Source organism: uncultured Mucilaginibacter sp., from assembly GCF_903893715.1.
GTDB lineage: Bacteria > Bacteroidota > Bacteroidia > Sphingobacteriales > Sphingobacteriaceae > Mucilaginibacter.
Genome location: NZ_CAITNG010000036.1, coordinates 1 through 22,080 on the forward strand (window position 1 = coordinate 1; position 22,080 = coordinate 22,080).

19 protein-coding genes and 1 pseudogene are annotated in these 22,080 nt (G+C 45.0%); 9 read left to right on the forward strand and 11 right to left on the reverse strand.

The features are described from left to right. Both QZX97_RS04515 and QZX97_RS04520 read left to right on the forward strand, forming a co-directional pair. Positions 1–819 (forward strand): annotated as a pseudogene (locus tag QZX97_RS04515) (beta-L-arabinofuranosidase domain-containing protein); the annotation flags it as partial. A gap of 140 nt (positions 820–959) precedes the next feature. After that, positions 960–2,021 (forward strand): hypothetical protein, encoded by a 1,062-nt coding sequence (locus tag QZX97_RS04520; protein ID WP_295653989.1) that lies wholly within the window; start codon positions 960–962, stop codon positions 2,019–2,021. Positions 2,022–2,028: 7 nt separating this feature from the next. Here QZX97_RS04520 and QZX97_RS04525 read toward each other — a convergent pair whose 3' ends face one another. Both QZX97_RS04525 and rocD read right to left on the reverse strand, forming a co-directional pair. Then, entirely contained in the window at positions 2,029–3,000 is a 972-nt protein-coding gene (locus tag QZX97_RS04525) for an arginase (protein ID WP_295653991.1), read from the reverse strand. Beyond that, on the reverse strand, positions 2,997–4,256 hold the full coding sequence (gene rocD, locus QZX97_RS04530) for an ornithine--oxo-acid transaminase (protein WP_295653994.1): 1,260 nt from the start codon (positions 4,254–4,256) through the stop codon (positions 2,997–2,999). Before rocD ends, QZX97_RS04525 begins: the two co-directional genes overlap by 4 nt. A gap of 118 nt (positions 4,257–4,374) precedes the next feature. Between rocD and QZX97_RS04535 the strand changes: the two genes are divergently transcribed. Both QZX97_RS04535 and QZX97_RS04540 read left to right on the forward strand, forming a co-directional pair. After that, positions 4,375–4,827, forward strand: coding sequence for an Lrp/AsnC family transcriptional regulator (locus QZX97_RS04535; RefSeq protein ID WP_295653997.1), 453 nt, complete (start codon positions 4,375–4,377; stop codon positions 4,825–4,827). 127 nt (positions 4,828–4,954) lie between these two features. Next, positions 4,955–6,073, forward strand: coding sequence for an alkaline phosphatase family protein (locus QZX97_RS04540; RefSeq protein WP_295653999.1), 1,119 nt, complete (start codon positions 4,955–4,957; stop codon positions 6,071–6,073). A 10-nt stretch (positions 6,074–6,083) separates the two neighbouring features. Here QZX97_RS04540 and QZX97_RS04545 read toward each other — a convergent pair whose 3' ends face one another. Both QZX97_RS04545 and QZX97_RS04550 read right to left on the reverse strand, forming a co-directional pair. Beyond that, positions 6,084–7,295, reverse strand: a complete 1,212-nt coding sequence (locus tag QZX97_RS04545; protein ID WP_295654002.1) for a serine hydrolase — start codon at positions 7,293–7,295, stop codon at positions 6,084–6,086. 36 nt (positions 7,296–7,331) lie between these two features. Next, positions 7,332–10,058, reverse strand: a complete 2,727-nt coding sequence (locus tag QZX97_RS04550) for an alpha-L-rhamnosidase (protein WP_295654005.1) — start codon at positions 10,056–10,058, stop codon at positions 7,332–7,334. A gap of 202 nt (positions 10,059–10,260) precedes the next feature. On the opposite strand from QZX97_RS04550, the gene QZX97_RS04555 reads away from it, so the two are divergent. Further along, complete coding sequence (locus QZX97_RS04555) at positions 10,261–11,214, forward strand: hypothetical protein (RefSeq protein WP_295664270.1); 954 nt, start codon at positions 10,261–10,263, stop codon at positions 11,212–11,214. Between the two features lie 196 nt (positions 11,215–11,410). Here the strand turns inward: QZX97_RS04555 and QZX97_RS04560 are convergent, their stop codons facing one another. Then, positions 11,411–12,331 (reverse strand): LysR family transcriptional regulator, encoded by a 921-nt coding sequence (locus QZX97_RS04560; RefSeq protein ID WP_295654011.1) that lies wholly within the window; start codon positions 12,329–12,331, stop codon positions 11,411–11,413. Between the two features lie 87 nt (positions 12,332–12,418). Here QZX97_RS04560 and QZX97_RS04565 point away from each other — a divergent pair, with 87 nt between their 5' ends. The 3 genes from QZX97_RS04565 to QZX97_RS04575 all read left to right on the forward strand — a co-directional run bounded on the left by QZX97_RS04565 (position 12,419) and on the right by QZX97_RS04575 (position 14,488). Further along, positions 12,419–13,855 carry an NADP-dependent isocitrate dehydrogenase gene (locus QZX97_RS04565; RefSeq protein WP_295654018.1) on the forward strand — a complete coding sequence of 479 codons (1,437 nt, stop codon included), beginning with the start codon at positions 12,419–12,421 and terminating at the stop codon, positions 13,853–13,855. A 13-nt stretch (positions 13,856–13,868) separates the two neighbouring features. Next, on the forward strand, positions 13,869–14,123 hold the full coding sequence (locus QZX97_RS04570) for a hypothetical protein (RefSeq protein WP_295664273.1): 255 nt from the start codon (positions 13,869–13,871) through the stop codon (positions 14,121–14,123). Between the two features lie 86 nt (positions 14,124–14,209). Then, positions 14,210–14,488 (forward strand): hypothetical protein, encoded by a 279-nt coding sequence (locus tag QZX97_RS04575; protein WP_295654020.1) that lies wholly within the window; start codon positions 14,210–14,212, stop codon positions 14,486–14,488. Positions 14,489–14,612: 124 nt separating this feature from the next. Here QZX97_RS04575 and QZX97_RS04580 read toward each other — a convergent pair whose 3' ends face one another. From QZX97_RS04580 to QZX97_RS04605, 6 genes are all read right to left on the reverse strand, one after another. Then, on the reverse strand, positions 14,613–16,964 hold the full coding sequence (locus tag QZX97_RS04580) for a DPP IV N-terminal domain-containing protein (RefSeq protein ID WP_295654024.1): 2,352 nt from the start codon (positions 16,962–16,964) through the stop codon (positions 14,613–14,615). Positions 16,965–17,111: 147 nt separating this feature from the next. Further along, entirely contained in the window at positions 17,112–17,528 is a 417-nt protein-coding gene (locus QZX97_RS04585) for a DUF1003 domain-containing protein (RefSeq protein WP_295654026.1), read from the reverse strand. 182 nt (positions 17,529–17,710) lie between these two features. Further along, positions 17,711–18,979, reverse strand: coding sequence for a DUF3570 domain-containing protein (locus QZX97_RS04590; protein WP_295654027.1), 1,269 nt, complete (start codon positions 18,977–18,979; stop codon positions 17,711–17,713). A gap of 20 nt (positions 18,980–18,999) precedes the next feature. Continuing rightward, positions 19,000–19,221 carry a DUF4266 domain-containing protein gene (locus QZX97_RS04595; protein ID WP_295654028.1) on the reverse strand — a complete coding sequence of 74 codons (222 nt, stop codon included), beginning with the start codon at positions 19,219–19,221 and terminating at the stop codon, positions 19,000–19,002. 189 nt (positions 19,222–19,410) lie between these two features. Then, entirely contained in the window at positions 19,411–19,899 is a 489-nt protein-coding gene (locus QZX97_RS04600) for an SRPBCC domain-containing protein (RefSeq protein WP_295654033.1), read from the reverse strand. A gap of 10 nt (positions 19,900–19,909) precedes the next feature. After that, positions 19,910–20,215, reverse strand: a complete 306-nt coding sequence (locus QZX97_RS04605; protein WP_295654035.1) for a metalloregulator ArsR/SmtB family transcription factor — start codon at positions 20,213–20,215, stop codon at positions 19,910–19,912. 440 nt (positions 20,216–20,655) lie between these two features. Here QZX97_RS04605 and QZX97_RS04610 point away from each other — a divergent pair, with 440 nt between their 5' ends. Then, entirely contained in the window at positions 20,656–22,011 is a 1,356-nt protein-coding gene (locus QZX97_RS04610) for an MFS transporter (RefSeq protein ID WP_295654036.1), read from the forward strand. Positions 22,012–22,080 lie beyond the last annotated feature (69 nt).

Below are 22,080 nucleotides of genomic sequence, written 5' to 3' on the forward strand. Positions count from 1 at the left end.
AAGTATTTGTACACCAATCCTTTGAGTGTTTCGGATGACTTGCCTTTTCAGCAACGCTGGTCGAAGGATAGGGTAGGGTACATCGGCTACTCGGATTGCTGTCCGCCCAACGTGGTACGCACTATTGCCGAGCTGAGCAATTATGTGTACAGCCTGTCGGAAAAGGGCCTTTACTTTAACCTTTATGGTGGGAACAATCTGTCGACCACTTTAAAGAATGGCAAAGCGATAAAAATTGCAGAGCAAACCGATTACCCCTGGAACGGGGATATCAGGTTTACGGTAAACCAAGCACCTGAATCTGCTTTTTCGATGTTTTTTAGGATACCGGGATGGTGTACAGACGCTAAACTGACCGTGAACGGCAAACCCACATCCATAAAATTAATACCCGGCGAATATGCCGAATTGAACGCCCAATGGAAAGCCGGCGACAAGATAGAACTGAATTTAGCCATGCCCGTAACCATGGTGGAGGCCAACCCGCTGGTAGAAGAAACGCGTAACCAAATAGCCGTAAAGCGAGGCCCGGTAGTGTATTGTATCGAGTCTGCAGGGATACCGAAGGACGCGAAGGTGCTGGATCTGTCACTTTCATCGCATATCGACCTAAAACCCGAGAAGATAGTTATAGACCATAGTAATTTGGTTGGCTTATCAGGTACGGCGAGCATGCAAAATACGATTTGGAAGAACCGGTTGTACCAAACAGTTCCCGCAAAGGATGCTGGTACAGTAAACATTCAATTGATACCTTATTTTGCCTGGGGCAACCGCGGGCATGTAGAGATGGAAACCTGGATACCGGTGAGCAGGTAGGTATGCTACAAAAAAAAGATAATGAACAAGCCAATGGTTGATGATTAGCTCAATCATAAATGGCGCTATTTACATAGCGGTTAAAAAATGATATGCATACTGTAATCAATAATTGTATTTTTGCGCCCAAATACATCTATATGGCCCGCAAAAGTTACCTATTCACCTTTTTTTTAACCATCATATTTTCGACAGGTTTCGCGCAACAGCAGTCGGGCAGTACCGATCCGGGCAAACCTAATACATTAGATATCCATTTTAACGGTTTTGCTTTTTTAGACGATCATGAATATGATGCGCTAATCCCCTTGCGCAAGACCATATCGGGTACACGTACCGCCATCGACCTTGGTTTAAACGTTGATAGCCTGAACCATTTTGTTGTAGGTACAAACGCCCTGCACGAGTTTGGAGCCATACCCTATTTTTTAACACTGGACCCGGTTGCCTATTATAGCCGTACCGAAAAAAACTGGTTGTTCAATGCAGGTGAGTTCCCGAGACAGGACTTGTTGACCCAGTACCCACGAGCTTTATTGAACGATACGATGATGTATTACCGGCCCAATGTTCAGGGCTTGTTGCTGCGCAATACCAATAAGTTTGGTTACGAAACCGGCTGGATAGATTGGATAAGCCGCCAAACCCCAACCCAACGCAACCAATTTATGGCCGGGCAGTTAGGTACAACCATCCCAAATCCGGGGCATGCTTTTTATATTTCGCATTATTTTTTATTTGAACACAACGCCGGTTCAAAAAGCGATACCGCTGCCGATATACAAGACAGCGGCGGCGGCCAGCTACGATTAGGGCTGGATTATAGCCACAAAACAATATTTGATTCATTGAAAATCGAAGCAGGCGAGATGTTGACAGGGCACCGTACGCGTTCGCAATATCAGTTTGTGTTTTCGCACGGGTTTGTGGCAAGCCTGTTTTTAAGCTATAAGTGTTTCGCATTGTTTGATGAGTTTTATAAAGGCGACCCTAATTACCTCACCTACGCCGATCCTTTTTATTCGAAACCCATCTATAACCGTGTGGATCTAATCTATACCCCTTTTGTTGGCAAACACTTAAAAGGACAATTTATTTTAGGCCTGCACCAATCGCCGGCACGTTTAACCGACAGCCAACCAGCCTTTAGAGTAGTTTATGATTTTGGCCGGAAAGTACTGGCGCGGTTTAGTGATTTTTAATGAAAGGTTAAACGAAAACCTGCGCCTGTTCAATAATTGTTGTCGTAATTGCATTTAAAATGTCGAAAGAGATTTCGGCCATTCGGTTCCCGTGGCTGTCAAGTAGCGGATTGACCTCGGCAATTTCAAGCCCGATTACCTTTCCTGACTTTATGATCCCATTGATCAATTTAATGATCTCGAATTGATCGAAGCCCTTACCAACAGGAGTGCCTGTGCCGTCGGAAACCAGGTCGCAATCCAAACTGTCCACATCGAGTGAGATATAGATTAAGTCGCAACCAGTCAATCTTTTCAGGCTTTCCTTTACACAGACATCCAATCCGCGTAAGCGCGCTTCACTAACGGAATAGTTTTTTATCCCCAGGGATGCAATGGCTATATCTTCCGCTTCCTCGGTGTCGCGAACGCCAAAATAAATCAAATGTTGAGCTTCCAGTTTAGGTTTATCTGTGCCGACAGCTTTCATCTGATCCCAAAAATGCAAGGTATCGCCATCTACAGGGTTGATCGAAGCATCCCGGTTATCGTATCCTAAAGCAGCGGCCAGGGGCATACCGTGTACATTTCCCGATGGCGAGGTATAGGGCGAATGCAGGTCGGCATGCGCATCGAACCATATAACACCTAATTGCAAATTAGGGAAAGCAGCTTTGATGCCGCTGATGGTTCCGAGTGCCGATGAGTGGTCGCCCGAAAATACCAAAGGCAGGTACCCTGTCTGCAGGTTGCGGCAAACTGACTCGGCAACGCGGGTACATTGCTCGTAAACCTTTTCAATTCTTTTGGCAAAGGTGTTTCGGTCCTTCTGGTATATAGTTTCGTTATGTGTAACCAAGTCTTCAAAAGGGAATTTATTGAAATAATCGTTCCCTTTATTAATGGCCGCTATCTCGATGGCATCCACACCCATGTCCGACCCGCGTGTTCCGGCGCCTATGTCTGAACGGTTTTTGATGAGTTTGATGGCACGCTTCATAGCTTTTGGGCGTATTCTTTTAACGATTTGTGGATGATTTCCAATGATTCGTTGATTTGCTCTTTTGAGATTGCCAGGGGTGGGGCCAGCCGGATCTTGTTACCATGTGTAGGTTTGGTTAGCAGCCCGTTTTCAGCAAATTTAAGGCAAAGCCGCCAGGCCATGTCCGACGTTTCGGGGCAGTCGATCACAATCGCGTTTAGCAAGCCTTTTCCCCTAACTGTTGTAATGATTCCAGTCTCCGCTGCAATTTCCCTTAGTCCATCGCGGAACAATGCGCCCATTTTTTGCGCGTTGCCCGAAAGGTCTTCGTCTATAGCAACTTGTAGTGCCTCCAGGGCGACAGCACAGGCCAGAGGATTGCCTCCAAAGGTCGATCCGTGTTCGCCAGGCAGTATGGTCAGCATTACCTCGTCGTTTGCCAGAACAGCCGAGACTGGCATTACCCCGCCCGAAAGCGCTTTCCCTAAGATGAGGACATCAGGTTGGTGGGCGGGTGCTGTTATATCATAACTGCACAAAAAATTGCCGGTGCGTGCAATGCCGGTTTGTATCTCGTCGGCGATATACAACACGTTGTATTTTTTGCACAAGGCGCTTACCCCTGCAAGGTAATTTGCATCGGGTACAATAACGCCCGCCTCGCCTTGTATGGGTTCGACTATAAAGCCGGCAATATATGGGTCGGCTTCCAGTATTGTTTCCAAAGCATGTAAATCATTATAGGGTATATGGACAAACCCGGGAACAAATGGCCCGAATCCTGATTTGGCAGTATCATCGGTAGAAGCAGAGATGACCGAGATGGTGCGGCCGTGGAAGTTTTCGTTAGCAAATATAATCGTTGCCTTATTTTCGGGTATCCCTTTTACTTTATAGGCCCATTTACGGCAAAGTTTGAGCGCGCTTTCCACGGCTTCGACGCCGGAGTTCATTAACAGTACTTTATCAAACCCAAAAAGTTTACTCATCATGGCTTCCAGCTCGCCCAATTTATTGTTGTAAAAGGCACGCGAGGTGAGGGTAAGCTTTTCGGCCTGTGTTTTTAGGGCCCCGATGATGCGTGGGTGGCAATGCCCCTGGTTTACCGCAGAGTAAGCGGACAAAAAATCAAAATAGCGTTTCCCTTTGATATCCCAAAGGAAAACACCTTTCCCTTTTTCGAGAACAACAGGAAGCGGATGATAGTTGTGTGCACCATACCTCTGCTCGCGTTCCATAAAAGTGGTTTCCGAATCTGTTTCAAGAAAATTCATAATTTTTGGTTTTGCAGTACAATAATAAGAAAATTTAATTTTTATACCTATTTTTAAATTAAAATTTAATATATTGGTAACATTAAAAATTAAATTTGACTTTTATTAATTAATTGCAATGGATACACTTGATACAATTGACCTCGAAATATTAAAACAGCTGGATGATGACGGCCGCATGGCCTATTCTACTATCGCGTCTACGCTCGGCGTATCGAACACGATGATACACCAACGGATTGCCCGCCTTACCGAACAGGGGATACTGGTGGGTATTAAGCCTGTGTTGAATGAAAAGAAGATTGGTTACGACTGGGCCGCTTTTACAGGGATAACCCTGGAACGGGATCAGGATTCGTACCGCATTATAGAAGAATTGAAAAAGATACCCGAGATTACCGAGTGTTACTTTATTACGGGAGGCTATACGCTTTATTTAAAGATTGTAGCGCGGGACCATGAACACATGCGCAAGATTTTATATGATAAGATCGACACGATACAAGGCATAGCCAAAACAAACTCTATTATTGAATTGGGATGTGCGTTTAAACGAAATGTGATTTCCTGAATCTTGTCTTGGTTTTCAAAGCGTTTGGTTTTTCCACAATAAGGCTATTTTTCAACAAGCGTTATCTTAATTTCCAGTAAACGCAGGGATAACATTGCAGGGGTATTTTTGGGAAAGCTGAATTTTTATGAAGAACTTGATATTGACTTTGTTAGCCGTTACGCTTTGCTCGTCACTGTTGGCGCAGCCGCTCAAAACCCAAAATGTTGTTATCGTTACCATAGACGGCCTGCGCTGGCAGGAGGTTTTTCGTGGTGCGGATTCGGCACTTGTTGATTCAAAGTACACGAGCGACAAGGATGCTGTGCAAAAGCAATTCTGGTCGGCTACAACTGCGGAGCGGAGGAAATTGCTGTTCCCTTTTATATGGTCGACAATGGTGCAGAACGGGCAGGTGTATGGCAACAGGGATGCCGGCAATAAAAGCGAGGTGGCCAACAAGTACTTTTTTTCGTATCCCGGATATAACGAGCTTTTTACCGACTTTCCCGACCCCCGCATCAATAGCAATGGCCCTTTGGATAACCCAAACGAAAATGTATTGGAGTATATCAATAAACAAAAAGAATTTAACGATAAAGTTGCCGTATTTGCATCCTGGGAAAGGTTTCCGCAGATATTGAATGTGAAACGATCGGGATTGATGGTAAATGCCGGTTTTATGGACCTGAAACTGCCTGTGATGAGCGAGCATTTGCAATACCTGAACGAACTGCAGCATAAAGCCCCCACCTATTTAGGCGATTCGACAAGGATAGATTTTCTGACCTTTGAGTTTGCCAAAGAGTATTTAAAACAGTACCAGCCCCGTGTGTTGTATATGGCATTTGATGAAACGGATGAAATGGCGCATGCCGGGTATTATAAATTTTACCTCGACCGCGCGCACCAGGAAGACGGTTTTATAAAAGAAATATGGGAGTACCTGCAAAGCAACCCTGCGTATAAAGATAAGACGACACTTATAGTAACCTGCGACCACGGCAGGGGTGATGAACCTTTGGCAAGCTGGTGCAACCATGGTTTATTTATCGCGCCGCACTCAGAGCAAACCTGGTTAGCTGTGATGGGACCGGATACCCCTTCGATGGGTGAAATGAAAGCGGGTGGCATCGTTTATCAAAAGCAAATGGCGCAAACCATAGCCAAATTATTGGGTCTCGACTTTAAAGCCGCTGCAGGGCACGAGGTTGCCGATGCAATTGATAATGTTATCGGCCTGCAAAGGGTTGTAGCTTCAAAGTAAGGTCTTATTCTTACTTTGTAATTGGCAGGGCATCCAACACACTTTTTACCATGCCGTCCATCGCCTTACTGTCAATCCATCGGGCTACAACAACCAATTCGTGTTCCGGGTCGCAATAAATCATGTTCGTTCCGTTGCCGATGTGTACCCAGGCTTTTTCGGGGGCTGATGGCATTAGTTTTTTACCGGTGTTTAAAAACCAGTTCATGTAACCGTATTCTGGGTTGGCGGCTGTGGGTGTTAAAGCCTGGTCGACCCATTTGCGGCTGATGAGTTGCTTGCCGTTCCAGTTACCATAATGCATGGTCAATAGGCCGAAACGGGCCATATCGTAAGCGTTGATGAACATGCCCCCACCCCAATGCCCGCCTCCGCTAACGGATTGCACAGGTTGCCCGTCGAGTACGATCCACGAGTTGGTATAACCATTCCAGCGCCAGGTGTTGGAGGCGCCGATGGGGTCCATAATTTGTTCTTTTAATACCTGCGGCAAAGGCCTGCGCCAAACGCTTGTCGCGGCAAGCGCCAAAGCATTTACCCGTACATCGTTATACTTCCATACGGTGCCGGGTGCGTTGCGTTTGCGTGTTTGCCATTGGCTCATATCGCCTTCGGGGCGGTCGGCCCAGTCGGGTTTGCCCCAAAGCGTGCCTTCCCAATCGCTGGTTTGGCGCAGCATTACTTCCCAGGTGAGGGTGCGGTCGTGCTCGGTATCAAAAGGGTATATCAGGTCGGGAGTGCCGGTGCTGCCGGGATGATAAAGTTCGATAGGAGGAACGTATTTGGATACCGTGTCCATTGTGCTGCCGATGAGTCCTTTGTCAACAGCCAAACCGATAACGGTGGACAAAAAGCTTTTGGTTACGCTATGCGTCATATCGACGCGCGATGGGTCGCCCCATTCGGCAACGATATAACCTTTGTAGATGATGAGCCCGGTTGGCGCGCCACGGTCTTTTAAAGGGCCAATGGGCTGACTGAAAGGTTCTTTACCGAAGCCTTGAAACTGGGCCGCTACCGCCTCGCGGGGTGCTTTTACCTCGTGGGCTATGGCAAAATCGATGGCTTGTTTAACGGCTTTTTCATCGAGGCCGAGTTTGGCAGGTGCCTGTTGCTGCCACGAGCCTACAGGTGGAAAGTAATCGACAGGTTTTGCCGTTTTCTGGGCATAAGCCGACAAAAAAAGGCATAGAACAGCTATAAATAGTAAGGGCTTTTTCATGAAAACAAGATAAGCAGAAAAAGTATTAAACAAACGCTATTTATAATCAGCAATGAAAACATAATTACCTGAGCCAACTTCCACCTCTACGTACCCGTTCTCTGTTTTCAGGATGTGGATGTCTTTATCATCGCTTAGTTTTTGGCTGCCTTCCATTACCGTAGCGGCATCCCCGGCAGGGATAAATATATTGGCTTTGGTGTTTGGCGGGATGCTTACTTTCAACTGTAGTTTACCATCGGCAATACTCCATGCCGAACTTGCCATACCATAATAAGTTTGCAATTGTGCGGAAACATTGGTGAGGCTCCCGCCGATATGCGGCATTACACGTATGTGTTTGTAGCCGGTGCCGTCTTCATATGTATCGAGGCCTGCAGCTACGCGGTACATCCAGTCGCCAATGGCGCCGTACGCGTAGTGATTGTACGAATTCATGGTCGGGGTTTCGAGCGAACCATCAGGTCTGATACCATCCCATCGCTCCCAAATGGTAGTAGCGCCCATTTTTACAGGGTATAGCCATGACGGGTAGGTATCTTGCAATAGTAAACGATAGGCAACATCGGTGCGGCCAAAACGGCTTAATACATGGCAAAGATAAGGTGTTCCCAAAAAGCCTGTGGTTAAGTGGTTGCGGTAGCGGACAATATTGTCAACCAAACGATCGACGGCTTGCGGACGCAGCTTTTCGGGCAGCATATCGAATTGCAGGGCCAGCACGTAGGCCGTTTGCGAGTCGGATAGTAGGGAACCGTTAGGCGTAACGTATTCGTTCAAAAAGGCGGCTTTTATTTTACCTAACATGGTGGTGTAATAAGCCACATCATCGGGTTTACCCAAAACTTTTGCCGCGTTAATAACCAATTGGGTTGAGTAGGCCCAAAAGCACTGGGCAATAAGGTATTTGCTGGTAATGGCCGATGAGCCGTCGTTATCGTCATTCACGCTGTAAAATAACCAATCGCCGAAGTGCGGGCCGGTGTTCCATAGGTCGTTTTTGCTTTTTAGCTGCATATAACCAACCCATTTTTTCATGCTGGTGTATTGGTCGGCAAGGATCTTTTTGTCGCCATAAGCTAAATACATATTCCAGGGAATGATGGTACTTACATCGGCCCAGCCGGTAGCGCCTTCGCCCCCTACGTTTGATAATGCGGGAATTACAAAAGGCATGCTGCCGTTATCCCCCTGGTCGGCGGCAACGTCTTTTAGCCATTTAGCAAAAAAATTGTCTACGTTCATATTAAATGAGGCGGTGCGCGAGAACACTTGCGCGTCGCCGGTCCAGCCGAGGCGTTCATCACGTTGGGGGCAGTCGGTAGGTACATCCAAAAAGTTGCCCTTTTGGCCCCATTGAATGTTGTGCTGCAACTGGTTTAACAATGCGTTTGAGGTGCTGAAACTCCCGGTAGGTTTCATATCCGAATACAAAGCCACAGCCGTAAAGTCTTCGGGTTTTAGCTCTTCGCTGTTGCCTTCCACCTTAATAAAACGAAAGCCCTGCCAGGTAAAATGTGGCGAAAAAACTTCCGGGCCATCGCCTTTCAGGATGTAGACGTCCTGCTCTTTGGCACCGCGCAGGTTATCGGTATAAAAGTTGCCTGCTTTATCTAATATTTCGGCGTGCGATATGGTGATACGCTCGCCGGGCTTTCCGTTGAGTTTTGCCTGCACCCATCCCACCACATTCTGACCAAAGTCGATCACCTGTTCGCCTTTTGGTGTTTTAAATATCCGCACGGCTTTAAATGTTTCGTGTTTTTTTACAGGCTCGTTTATGGTGGCAATGAGGTTAGTCAAAGGAAAGTTTTGTACGGTTACGCCGCCCCAATTGCTATCATTGTAAATGGGAAGCGTCCAACCTGTTTTTTCGAGACGGGCATCATAGGTTTCGCCGTTATAAATTTCGGAATAAAGGATAGGGCCGGTGGCAGCCTTCCACGTGTCGTCGGTAGCAATAACTGCTGTACTACCATCCTTATAGGTAATATTTACCTGTAGCAACAAGGAAATATCCTTACCATAATGATCGCGGGAGTTGTTCCATGCCAGTACACCACGGTACCATCCATTGCCCAAAGTGGCACCTATGGTGTTGTTTCCATTTTTTAATAACGAGGTAACATCGTACACCTGGTATTGCAGTCGTTTATTGTAGCTTGTCCAGCCCGGGGTGAGCACGGCATCGCCGATACGTTGACCGTTAATTTCGGCTTCATATAAACCGTGAGCGGTGATATAAGCTACTGCCGAACGTATTTTTTTTGCGGATGTAAATGTTTTACGGAACAGCGGACTGGCGCGATAAATATCCTCGTTATAGGCGGGGCTTATCCATTGTGCTTTCCAATCGGTGGCAGCCAGCATACCCATTTGCCAAAACGCGGGGGCGCTCCATAGGGAGGGTTTACCCGAATTATCCCAAACGCGTACCTGCCAATAGTAACGCTTGCCCGATGACAGTGGCGCGCCTTTATAAAATACATGCACCGATGAATCGGAATTGACCTTGCCGGTTTCCCAGACCAAAGCTTTGCCTTTAAGCAGGGAGGGCTCTTTTTCGCTTACGCGGATTTCATAAGCCGTTTGCATTACGTTACGGGCATCCGACAGGAGTTGCCAGCTCAAGCCGGGCTGTTTTGCATCAATGCCGAGCGGATCGGGCCTGTTTTCGCATAATAGGGCAGCCACTTTTGTTTGTGAGTAAGATGACAAAGTGCCCAATAGAAATATGAGGCTTAATACGTAACGAACTTTCATATAAATCAGCTAAAAACTATGGATATAACGACCATAGAAACAGGTTATTTTGGTAATGCAATGTAACAATTACACTTAATTTAATGTAGCTTTTTTTTGGAGTTGTTTGTGCCGGCTCGACAATGTATTTTAATACGGGTTTTATAGGATAAATATTTTATATTTGGTTTTACAACCTTATCTCAAAACCCAACCTAAACTAATGAAAAAATCACTATTAATCATTTTTTTGATTATTGCAGGCTTTAGTGGCTCGTATGCGGACAGTATACCCGCTAAAACGTTTAAGTCAGATACAAACGTTAAGATAACTAACCAGGTGGCGCCAACTGCACCTATGGTTACAACCACAGGTGTTACACCCGTTTCGCAAAGCACGATGACAAATACAGTTCCTTGCCAACCTGCCAGCGATATACATAAGGCCGTTGGCTGGATACTTATAGCTTCGATGATTATATTTTTTCTGGTTATTGCTGTAAGATCTAATTTGCTGCGGGTATCGATTGTTAACCCCATCGCTTTTATAACTGCCGCGCAGGCGACTGCTCAATATAAAAACCAACACGATATCAATAAGATTCCGAAACCTTTTAGTTTGGCCAGGAGCCAGCTTGGCGTATGGACTTTGGCCATAGGCTGCTCCTATGTTTACCTCGAACTTTGTAAATACGTGCCTACACAGGAATTGCCTTTTGATAGTACATTACTGGCTTTGATGGGTATCAGTGCCGGTACTGCAGCCATCAGCAATGTGATTGACAATAATACCACGCTTGAGCAACAGGGTTTACAAGGCCCTTCAGCGGGTTTTTTCGCGGATATATTGTCTGATCAAAACGGTATAAATATCCATCGGTTTCAGAATGTGATATGGACGGTGATCGCCGTTGTTTTATACTTAGGCCAGATACCACACCTTACCTGTGGCGAATTGCCCGTGCTCGACAATACATTGATTGCCCTTACAGGTATCAGCAGTGCAACTTACCTCGGCTTAAAGGTTAATGAAAACAAACCACCCGCTTTACCGCCAACACCTGCCACCGAAGCTGACCTGCCACCTGCCAACCCTGTACCTACAGTGCCGACCCAGCCTGTAGTTCCGCCTGTGCAACCCGCCGTAACGCCACCGCCGGCTTCGCCAGGGGCATAAAATAGCATGGAAAATATTCAACCCGCCCTTTACGAAATTTAAAAAGGGCGGGGATGAATATTTAATGTAGTTTATTAGTATAATGGCTTGTTTAGAGCCAAAAGGCGGGTTTGCTACTACTACTAATACTACCAGTGTTTTTTTGCTCAAGCAATTTAACTGTTTTAATTTAAAAATGACGGGTTTATACATGCAACTACTGGTTTATCCAACCAAAACTTTGTGATATCACAGTCGCTTTGTTTTGCTGCAAGTAAGCTATAAAAGATTTGGCTACGGGCGAAAATTTTTTGCCCTTGAGCCATATTAGCCGCCATTGAGAGCGAATAGGGAATCCCGGCACAGGTATGATTTCGAGCTCGCCATTCGCAATTTCATTCCGTATGCCAATAACAGGCATAACAGAATAGCCCATCCCGGCGATAACTGCTTGCTTAACGGCTTCATTTGATGTGAGTTCAATTTTCTTTTTTACGATGATGTTGCCGGCATCTAAAAAATTTTCCATTATCATACGAGTTGCTGAGCCAACTTCGCGGTATATTAAAGGGATATTGGCCAAATCGCTTGCGTTTTGGGGCTTATGCCCAACGTGATAATTGGCGTTTCCGATGAGGAATAGTTTGTTTTCCAAGAGTAATTCTTCTTCAACACTAAGCTTATTAGGCAAGATAGACACAAGGCCGAAATCAACATCGTTATATTCCAAGCTTTTAATAACCGTATCTCTGTTAGTTACATCCATTGTTATGTCAATATCTGGATGCTCGTTTAAAAAACCTGAAAGGAAATAAGGCATCACATACTTACCGGTAGATACCACTGCAATTTTTAAACGGCCGGCCAAAATTCCCTTAAAGGCCGCCGTTTTTTGGTTGATGGTTTCAAATTGTTCCAATATACCGCTGGCTATTGCGGCTATTTCATAACCAAATTCGGTGATGTATAGCTGACGGCCTATTAATTCGGTAAGCGGAATATCAAAGTTGTCCTGAAAGTTTTTGAGTTGGATAGATACGCCGGGCTGCGTTAAAAAAAGCTGATTAGCAGCTTTGGTGATACTTTTTAATTGTACCACTTTGGTAAATACCTGCAATTGGTGTAAAGTGTAATTCATAAAAAATGTTTATGTTAATCATCAAAAATATAAATATAAATTAATGAATTGAGCTTTTTATGTTTGCCGAAACAAAATAAAAAAAGCATGAAGAAAATAACTGTTGCAAAGGGAGATGGCATTGGCCCGGAAATTATGGATGCCACGTTGAAGATTATTTTAGCCGCCGGCGCTCAAATTGAAGTGGAAGAAATTATGGTTGGCGAGCAGATTTACTTATCGGGTAACACATCGGGTATAGCAAAAGAATCGTGGGAGAGTATTCGAAACAATAAAGTTTTTTTAAAAGCACCTATTACAACCCCGCAGGGTGGTGGTTATAAAAGCTTAAATGTTACCACCCGCAAAATGTTGGGTTTGTATGCCAATGTGAGGCCCTGCACCAGTTTGCATCCCTTTGTTAAAACTAAACACCCTGACCTCGACCTGGTAATTATACGTGAAAACGAAGAAGACCTTTACGCAGGTATTGAGCACCAACAAACTGATGAGGTGGTGCAATGCTTGAAATTAATTAGCCGCCCGGGTTGCGAAAAGATTATACGTTACGCGTTTGAATATGCAAAAAGTTACGGACGAAAAAAAGTTACCTGCTTTTCAAAAGACAACATTATGAAACAAACTGATGGATTGTTCCATTCGGTTTTTGATGAGATAGGGGAGCAATATCCGGATATTGAAAAGGAACATTGGATTGTGGATATAGGCGCGGCGAAAATGGCCGACACACCGGAGGTTTTTGATGTGATTGTAACGCTTAATTTATATGGCGATGTGCTATCGGATGTTGCCGCGCAAATTGCGGGTTCGGTAGGGCTAGCAGGTTCGGCAAATATTGGTGAAGAGTGCGCCATGTTTGAAGCGATACATGGCTCGGCACCAAGAAGAGCGGGACAAAATATGGCAAACCCATCTGGTTTGTTGCAAGGCGCTATTTTAATGCTTAACCATATAGGGCAAGCAGATGTAGCCGAACGCGTGCACAATGCCTGGTTAAAAACACTGGAAGACGGCGTACATACCTACGATATTTACAAAGAGGGTGTAAGTACAGAAAAAGTGGGCACCAGCGAATTTGCCGATGCGGTAATAGCACGACTGGGCCAAGAGCCAACCATTTTGAAGCCGATAAAATATTCGCTAAAGCAGCCTTTAGTGTTACCAAAGTACCAACGCAAAGCAGCAGCTAAAAAAGTACTGAACGGTGTAGATATGTTTGTACATTGGCCCGGTACAGATGCTGACGAACTGGGTGAGAAAATGAAGGAGCTTGCTACTACTAATTTGTCGCTCAATATGATATCAAATAGGGGTATCAAGGTGTGGCCTCAAGGTTTTAAAGAAACTTTTTGCACCGATCATTGGCGCTGCAGGTTTTTGACAAAAGGAGAAGCTGAGCCATCAAAAGAGGAAATACTGCAATTATTGAATTTAGCCCTGCAAAACCAACTGGATGTAATAAAAACAGAAAACCTTTACCTGTTTGACGGGAAAGCGGCATACTCTTTAGGACAGGGACAATAACGGACAAAAGCGAATGGAAATAAAGCTTATTAAAGGAAATTTTGATGCCTTGGAGGCAAAAGAATTGATAACCAGTTTGGTACATATAAAAATTAAGTACCTGGAAAATAAGATAAAGCTGATTGAAGGCCACAGTGAAGAAGATATGAAAATGCGCGAAAAGCGAATTATTGAACTGCAAAACGAACTGAAAAAGTTAAACGAACTTATCAGGTTTCAACAAAAGCAGGTTGAGGTTAACGCTCATATAGAAGTATCACTGGTTTAAAAACATAACGCAACGGAGCGGTGCGGTTTGAACTTGCCGCTCCGTAAATTTAAAAACCAATACCACAAAAAACGCTGAAGCAGTTTATGAAAAGCAGTGAAAAATTTAAATTAATGGACGGCGTTTTCCAGACGGAGGATGCAAAATCACTAATTGTTAGTTTATATAATGATAAGATATTTTATCATAGCAAAAAACTATTGCAAGCCCGTGAAACGAACCGGGGCGATGTAAAAGGTATTGAAGAGAGGATTGCCGAACTGGAAGCGGCACAAGCGGCTGTTGTTAAGCTTTTGTCCGCAGATGAGGGGCGGGACAAGCTGGTTGAATTAAAAGCTGATATTATGGTCAGCATGCTTGAATAGGCAGCTGTCGGCAGATTAGTCTGTTATTAAGCCTTTACAGGGTTCACATACCATGTACGAGCTTTATAGTTAAAAAAAGCCCGTGGCAGGTGCCACGGGCTTTTTTTTAATTCCTTATAAAATTTTACTGCCCGCCAAAACGAGGGGCTTTGAAAGTGAATTCTTTTGGTGGCTCTGCGCCTAAAAGGTTTTTTACAAAGTAATCCCAGCGGCGGCGCATCATGTAAGTGGAGTATTGGCCATAGCCGTGCGGGCTGTTGGGAAATATGACAAGGTCGTAATCCTTGTTGGCGCGCTCGAGGGCTTCAACTACCAGCAGTGTGTTTTGCGGCGGTACGTTATCGTCCATTAAACCATGGGCAAGCATTAGTTTGCCTTTGAGGTTTTTGGCTAGGTTTTGATTGGCCTGCGCATCATAGTTGGAGTTGGTAACCAAACCGTCATAACGTTCGCCCCAGTTGTCTTCGTAGTTGCGATTTTCGTGGTTGCCCGATTCGGCGATGCCTACTTTAAAGAAATCCGGATAGCGGAACATGGCACCTGCAGTAGCGAAACCGCCACCCGAGTGGCCCCAGATGCCAACACGGTCAATATCCATATAGCTGTATTTAGCGGCAAGTTGCTGTATGCCTGTTACCTGGTCGGCCAAAGTATTGTCGGCCATATTGCCGTAGCTCATATCGTGGAAGCTTTTTGAGCGCAGCGGATTGCTGGTGCCTTCAATCTCGACTACGATAAAGCCTAATTCGGCGAGGGCGTTATTATCGCCTTTTGCTGCCGAGAAAGCCCAGCTGCCTACGCTACCGCCTTGCGGACCGGGGTAGATATAATCGATAATAGGGTATTTTTTGGTTGGGTCTAAGTTTTTAGGTACCCACATTAAGCCGTAGATATCGGTTTTGCCATCATGTGCTTTTACAGAGAATGGCATAACGGGTTTCCAGCCTGCGGCTGTTAATTTGCTGATATCGGTTTTCTCCAGCTCTATAATCTGTTTGCCCTTCATATCCCGCACGACTGTTACCGGCGGAACATCGGGTTTTTGATAGGTATCGATAACAAAGTTGCCCATTGGCGATAAGGCGGCTGTGTGCGTGCCGGGGCCCGGGGTAAGGTCGACAAAGCCTTTTCCATCAAAGCCTATTTTGCAAAACCGGGAGAAGTATGGGTTTTCGGGGTCGAGGTTATTGGCGGTGAAGTAGATGACGCGGTTCTTCTCGTCAACCTTTACCACGTTGGTTACTACAAATTCGCCTTTGGTAACCTGGTTCTTTAATTTCCCGGTAAGGGCATCGTACAGGTACAAATGACCCCAATTATCGCGTTCGGAGAACCAAAGGATTTCGTTGGTTTTGCTGAGATAGCGCCAGTTCACAGCATCCCAGCCGGACTCAAATTGCGTTGGCACGGTTTCTTCAAATATCTCGGTAACGGCACCTGTTTGGGCATCGGCTACACGCACTTTTTCTTGTTTGTGGTCGCGGTTGGTGGATGCGAAAACCAGTTTGGTGGCATCGTCGCTCCAATACACATCGGCCCAGCCTAAACCACCTTTGATGTCATCGCTTAGTGTTGAACGGTGTGGATCGGGAGGTATTTGTAATTTGATAACTTTTCGTACGGCTACATCAATGATGACGCGGGTGAGCATTGGTATTTCGGTATCGCCGGGTAGGGGGTATTTCCATTCTTTAAGAACAGGCGCACCTACTTTTGTGCTTACCAGATACATATTGTTCACCTTACGCTCATCCTGTTGAAAGGTGGCTATCTTCTTCGAGTCGGGCGACCATACCAATATGGCCCTGTCGGTTTTGGCCCAGCCGGCATTGTCGGTGGCATAGCCATCATCTTTTACGCCATCAGTAGTGAGGGCTGTGGACTGATTGCTGGCTACATCGCGTACCCAAAGATTATAATCTTTTATATAAGCTGCTTTTTTGCCATCGGGCGAAAGTACTTCGTTGGGGTTGCCGCCACCACCACGTAAACCGCCTGCACGACGGCCACGGGCACCTGCTATCATCACCACTTTTACGGTGGTGGTATCGGGTACTACCTGGTTTGTTTTGGTATCGAAACGGTACTGTTTACTATCCACCTGGAAGATAACACCTTTGCCATCGGCAGAAAAACTGATGGATTGGAAGGGTAGGTTAGCCGCATCGTAGGTTTTGCCTGTGGCTGTTGATAGGGCAGCAGCCAGTTTTTTATGGTCGAAAGCGGCACCGCGGGTACCTTTTGCCGGGTCGAACAGGATAAACTGGTTGCCTTCGGCAACGGATGTACGGTAATAAAAACGGTCGTCGGCCAGCCAGTTGGCACGTATGCCGGTGGTTTCAATCAATGGCTGAACGGAGGCAGCCATTGCGTTTTCGGCACGCTCGTAATCCTGTGTGGTTAAAACTTTACCTTGCTGGGCAATAGCAGCCCATGACAAAGCCATGGAAATAATGGTGAGTGAAGTTCTCTTCATTTGGGCAATGATAAAATGTGTGTCAGTTAAATGTTAGATTGAAGGTAGCAAATTATCAAATATCCAACTAATGTTAACGCAATTTGAGTGCATAAACATGCCGACAGCGGCTTATCTATCCATTTCTTTACAAAAACAAATATCGGTTTAGGCTTTTTTATCCATTTTTTCGAGCAGGGCGAGTATTTTGTCCAGCTTTTCGATTTCGATGGCGTTCAACCTTTTTTGTAGCTCTTCAATTTCTTGTTTGGCTTTTTTGTTGGTCTCAAAATCCTCATCGGCCTGGATACGGTCGCGGTCGCTTTGGCGGTTTTGGGCCATCATGATGATAGGTGCTGCATAAGCAGCCTGTGTTGAGAATACGAGGTTGAGAAGAATAAAGGGATAAACATCCCAGTGGAAGCTCCAGGCAACTATATTTAGCACCATCCATGCCAGTACTATAACTGATTGCCAGATGATGAAACGCCATGAGCCCATGCCGTTTGCTACCGAATCAGCTAAGCGCTGCCCGAAACTTGATGATTCCTTGTGTTTTTGATGCCAGGTTTTGTCTGTTGCCATATTTTTTGATTTAGATATGGCTAAATATAGAATAAATTTTAAAACCTGCTTTTAGCTTTTTTTAATGGTCCGGATAAATTCCGTTAAAGTTGGATATAAACCATTCGGATGTTTCCTTAACGAAACGCCCGAATGGGTTCACATATTTCTACGCCCGCTGCTTATTAGCTGGTGCAGGGATTTTATTTAAATGAAAATGCCATTGACAGGACGTCCGACACGAGGTCGGTAGTTTGTGAATAATGACCGTAGCGTATTTCCACATCGTGCAGGTTTTCCCAACCTAATACACCTTTTGGCGGCGCTATGCGAATACCGGCACCAAAAAAGCTACTGTTAAATTGCGAATAGGCATAGTTGCTGGTATAATACTGGTCGGTAAGCTTATGCACCTCGTAAGGCGCAAAATAGCGAGCGGCTGTTTGGTCGTAGTACCTGTAGAAAGGCGATATGGAAAAGAACGGCGTGAACTTATAAGCTATCTCAAAATTAGCTGTGTTCGACCTGGTACCCCAACTGTCGGTATAATACCGGTAGTAGGTACGTAATATGAGGTTGTCGCCAACAAAGTAATTGAGCCTGAAACCTAAAGGAAGTTTATAACGTGTTGAGGGTAGATTTTCGATGGTGTCTTTACCGGTATTGTAGTATACGCGGTGGAACGGCAGGCCAAGATATCCGTTCTGGCCCACGCCATCAATCAAAAACATAACCTGCATACGCGTAGTCAACATTTGCGAATAGGATATAGAACCCGTGTAGGTATTTCGACCAGCTGTGGGAATACTCGCTTTACTGCCTTTGCCGCTCGCGCTCGTGACGACCGTTGTGGTGGTTTTTGGGATAAATTCTGAAGGATAAATCAGTGTTACGTTATCCAGATATGCCTGTGCTTTAAAACTCAGCTCTCCGGTGTTGGCAAATATCTTTCTTGAAAAGTGCACATCGGCACCAATTGATTGATAGTTGTATTCGCTTGAAACATAGGCACCTACACCAAAGCTGCCGCTTTTACCTTCCTGGGTCCAATCTAAGGATGGATAAACACGTGTACCATTGGTTTTAGAGGCGCCTGTTTTTGAAACATAAGCCTGCGATGCCGATGTATGATAATCGAAGCCTAAACCTGCCGAAATCGTATTTTTCTTTTGGTTGTCGCCTGTCCATGTCAGTTTAAGGTCGAGGCCGTTTGACAGATCCATCACCTTTTCGGTACCTATACCACCGGTAACAGGGGAGTGGTCGCCGTTTTGGTTATAGTAGCTGGTTACAAAGTTAACCTCTTCCAGTCGCAAGGAACGGCTCTCGTAGTCGGTAGTATCAGCCGCCGAGTTGGAGTTAAAGTGATAAGGGTGTTTGCTGGCCGAATTATTATACGCCAGGTTTTGCGAATAGGCGCCCAAGCTGCATATCATGGCAAAGCTAACAATGGAAAGAAATACTTTTTTCATTCAGATTTGTTAAATGATGTTTAATTACAGCCGCAGCCGCCACCTGTTTTGCCCGCATTAGCGCCCGACGCCGCCTCACGGTACGATTGGAAATTCATTTCGTTTTTTTCCACCTTACGGTTACCTAAAGCCATTTCCGAGTCGTTAAGTCGGGCTTTTTGGTATTCCTTAATGTGTACGCAGGATGCAAGGCACGCTGTTACCATAACACACATGGTTAATTTGGCAAGTAATTTTATCATAAACAGTTTTGGGCTTTATACTTTAATCTGTATTTGTTAACAATAGCATAACCTGTGATAGTAACTATTGTGTTACAATTTTACCTTTTGATTATGAAAAGCAGATGAAACCTCGAACATAAATGTTTGAACATTAAAAAAGGCCGCTCTTTTTTGAGAACGGCCTTTTTAGTGGAGAGAAAAAGGTTTTTATGCCTCCAATAGCTCGTCGAGATTGTTGAGGCCCATAGTGAAGCCGCCTTCGAAACCCATTTGGATGAGTTTTTCAAAGTCGGCGTCGTTGTCGAATGTCAGCGTTACATCGACGAGGGTACCATTTGCCGTTGCTTTGAATATAACATGCCAGCGCATCAAGGGGGAGCTGCTGTCGGCAATGCCGTTCTCATCGCAAAACCGACAGTCGTGCGAAAAACTAACGCCGGGTTCAATTTCCTTAAAATCGGCGCGGCTCCAAAACTTTTCGCCTTCGGGGCCAGCCATATAGTAGAGCCAAAGGCCGCCCGGGCGGAAGTCCATTGTTTTGGTTACGGCTTTCCATGGTTTGGGTGCCCACCATTTGTCCAATAAAACAGGGTCGGTCCAAGCTTTCCAAACTTTTTCTATGGGGGCCTCAAAGTCACGCGTAACGTTTACTTTCCTGTTGGCGGTGTCTCTGGTAATTACTGTGTTATTTTTCATGATTGTTAGTTTAAAAGTCCTTTAATATATCATCTAATTGGTTAAAGCGATCGTCCCACAGTTTGCGGAAGGTTTCGAGCCATAGGTCTATTTCTTTCATTTTTTCGAGATTAATATGATAATGGATTTCGCGTCCGGTTTGTTTTTGTGTTACCACTTGGCATTCGGCCAGTATATGGATGTGCTTTGATACAGCTTGGCGGGTGGTATTAAAATGTTCGGCCATGGCATTGGGTGTCATGGCCTGCAGGGCCAGCAAGGCCAGGATGGCGCGGCGGGTAGGGTCGGCAATGGCTTGGAAGATGTCTCGTCTCATAATAATTAGCAACTGTTCGGTTGCAAATATAAATGCAATCGTTCGGTTGCGCAAATGTTTTTGAAAATAAATTTAAAAGTGAGCACGAAAGGGTCGTTTTTTTGGTTTTTAGCCTAATTATGTGTATATTGTATAGATTGGTCAGTAGTCAAAAGTGAGTAGTGAATTTGGAAAAATAAACCTTACTTTTTCCCCCTGGGTAATGATTGAATGATTGATTTACTGAATGATTGAATGAGAAAATACACTTTTAATAGGTCTTACTTTCCCCCCAACGGCCGGAGGCCTGGGAATATTTAGACACGAGGCTTAGCCTAGCGTCAGTAGTTTGGGTGCAAGATGGAAAAAATAAAAGGGAACGATTGCAAAGCCGTGAGTAGGCCAAGATATTTTTAAAGGTTTTTTGATAACACAGGAATTTGTATATTTTTAGAATCTCTATGGAAGCAAAAAACAATAAGAAGACCATCTGGGCATGGTGTATGTTCGATTGGGCCAACCAATCGTACAATATGGTAATTACGTCGACGATATTCCCGGCGTATTATGTGTATTATACCACTTACCATAATCCCAATAAGGATGTGGTAACCTTTTTTGGGCATAGTTTTGTGAATACGGTTATTCAAAATTATGTGCTGGGTGCATCATACCTACTGATTGTTTTGTTGTTGCCAATACTGACATCTATTGCCGATTATCGGGGCAACAAAAAACGCTACCTGCAATTTTTTACCTGGATGGGTGCTTTGTCGTGTTTGGGCCTGTTTTGGTTCAAGCCGGTTGCGCATGGTATTCCATCGCTCGAACTGCCGCTGATATTTTACGCGCTGGCCTGCGTAGGTTATTGCGGGGGCTTTGTTTTTTATAACTCCTACCTGCCCCAAATAGCTACCGACGATAAAATGGACAGCGTGAGTGCAAAGGGTTTTATATATGGTTATGTGGGCAGTTTGGTATCACAACTACTTTGTTTGATGGTGATACAAAACCCTGGCTGGTTTGGATTAAAAGAAGATGTACTGGTTGCCTTGCCCGAACGCCTTTCGTTTTTGCTAGTATGTTTATGGTGGCTTGGTTTTTCTATTATCCCTTTCAGATTACTTCCTAAAAGTGCTCCTGCTATAAAAAAGCAAAACTACAACGTAATTACCGGTGGATTCAAAGAACTGGGGCATGTTTTAAAACAGGTGCGCCAAATGCCTTTGCTAAAGCGTTTTTTGTCGTCGTTCTTCTTCTACTCGGTGGGAGTGCAAACCATTATGCTGGTAGCCGCTAATTTCGCTGCAAAAGAATTGAAGATGCCCGATGATACCCTTATCGAAATCATCCTTTCCATACAGGTTGTTGGTGTGATAGGCGCGTGGCTTACTTCTATCGTATCGGGTAAAATAGGGAATGTGAAAACACTGGTTGGTTTGGTAACCATATGGACGCTGATATGCCTTTCGGTTTACTTTGTTACCACCACGGCACAGTTTTTTGTGGCGGCAGCGGTAGTAGGCGCGGTAATGGGCGGTGTGCAGTCGCTATCACGTTCAACCTATTCAAAATACCTGCCGCCAAATATCCCGGATACGGCTTCGTTTTTTAGCTTTTATGATGTGACCGAAAAGTTTGCTATCGTGGTGGGCTTGTTCACATTTGGGGCCGTGGAATCGTTAACGGGCGAAATGCGGGACTCGGCATTGGCTTTGGATTGTTTTTTTGCCGTGGGATTGGTATTGATGATCGTATTAATGTTCGCTGAAAAGAAAAGCAAGGTGCATCTGGCAACGGCACCGTTGGGCGAATAGGTATCGTCGTGCAAATGATACATCGGTAGTTCATTGTGAATTGATATACATTTTGTAACTTACTCATCC